The sequence below is a fragment of the Daejeonella sp. genome (assembly GCF_049655485.1).
In the GTDB taxonomy this organism is placed as follows: Bacteria; Bacteroidota; Bacteroidia; order Sphingobacteriales; family Sphingobacteriaceae; genus Daejeonella.
Window position 1 is genome coordinate 1 of sequence record NZ_JBASJU010000286.1, and the last position, 1,721, is coordinate 1,721.

Here is a 1,721-nt window from a genome sequence, read left to right on the forward strand (position 1 = left end):
TCTGTCGGCGCAGTTGCCGCTATGTATTTCATTGCTCTTCCCATCTCTTTCCAGCGCAAGCTCGATCCTTCTAAAGAAAATACAGCGGTTCTATTAACAAGCGGGTATGAAAGTGATAGCTTAAGCAGTTTAAAGAACATTCCCGTCTACAGTGCCGATCTTTCCATTATTGCTAAGAACAATAAGGTCAAACCAATATTCGATCTTGAATACTTCAGCCGCTCGCAGGCTGATATCAACAAAATCCACATCCTTGGCAGCGGACTAGATCTGCATGAATTGCAAGCATTCAAAAACCATCAGCTGATATTTCATCCGACAGATATTTCTGGCTTCACTTCCGTTGATTGGAATTCTACCATCCGCTCAGGCGAAAAGCTCAGGGTGCAAGGGAGCTTCAATAGTGGATCAAACGAATCTGTAAAAATCCTACTTCGCGGCTTGAGCACCACCCTCGATTCCCTTGAGCTCGGCGCAAAGCAGACCACTTTTGATTTAAGTACATTTCCGAAGCTACTCGATAAAGCGGTTTATTCTCTTATTGCCCTTTCGGGGAAGGATACCCTGGCGATTGAAAAAATCCCCTTAATCATTGAAAAGAAAACGCCCCTTAAAATCCTGATACTTTCCTCCTCGCCGGGCTTCGAAAGTAAATTTCTTAAAACCTGGCTTTATGAAGAGAACTATGCACTTGCCGTCCGAACTACTATCAGTAAAAACAAGTACAGCACTGAATTTTTAAATACAGAACGCATGAATCTTAACCGGGTCGGGCCTGGAGTTCTGGAAAGCTTTGACATAGTGATCGGCGACGTGTCGGCCTTATCAGACTTAAGTTCCTCCGAAAGTTCAGCGATCCAAAGCCAGGTAAGTAAAGGTATGGGATTGCTAATACTGTCCGACGGCAGCGTCGGCGCTGGCTTTTACCGTCAGGCATTCAATATCCGCCAAAACCGCGCAATAGATTCCAAATCGCTGACGCTTAACTGGAACGGTCAGACGGCTAAAAAACCCTCACTCCCATCTGGCCCGGCCATGGAGATTGTTTCCCGTCCGGGCGAACAGGCATTAGTGAGAGATAATAAAAATAACCTTCTTGTAAGCAGCAAACTCTATGGGGCAGGCCGTATTTTGGCAAGCACCGTCTCGGATACCTATACCTGGATGCTCAGCAATAATCCGGCAGATTATTCCTCTTTCTGGTCGCACATTCTGGAGAAGGCGGCGCGCAAAATTGAAACTACAGAAAACTGGGCTGTGCTTGATCAGTTCCCGATAATTAATACGCCAGCCCGCCTTGCGCTGGAAAGCTCCGCCACGGCAGTTCCCACGGCAGAAACTACTGGTATCCCTTTACACTTTGCTCAGGATGTTTTCCAGCCTTTCCGCTGGAAAGCAAACTACTGGCCATCTGAAAGCGGATGGCAATCCATACGGTCCGGGGATAAGGATTTTTGGTGGTATGTATATGACCAAACAGATTGGTCAAGTGCGAGAGCTGCGCAGAAAGTTGAGCGAACGGCAAGGTTTGTTAATGAAAATGGTACGAGTGTGAAAAAGGCCGCAGGTGCAGTTCGGACGTATACATACCGTGTACCAGCGCTATGGTTTTATTTGTTGTTTTTGGTTTGTTGCAGCTTCTTATGGGCCGAGAGAAAATTCGCGTAACAAAATCTTTTCGTCCACATTTTCTTGCTTCTTCCAAAAAATCTTACCTTCAA

General features: G+C 46.1%; 1 protein-coding gene. It reads left to right on the forward strand.

All coding sequences use genetic code 11. The annotated features are described in order from the left end of the window. Positions 1–1,668: hypothetical protein (locus WBJ10_RS12165; protein WP_424290658.1), on the forward strand; the 1,668-nt coding region annotated here is incomplete at its 5' end. Between the last annotated feature and the right edge of the window lie 53 nt (positions 1,669–1,721).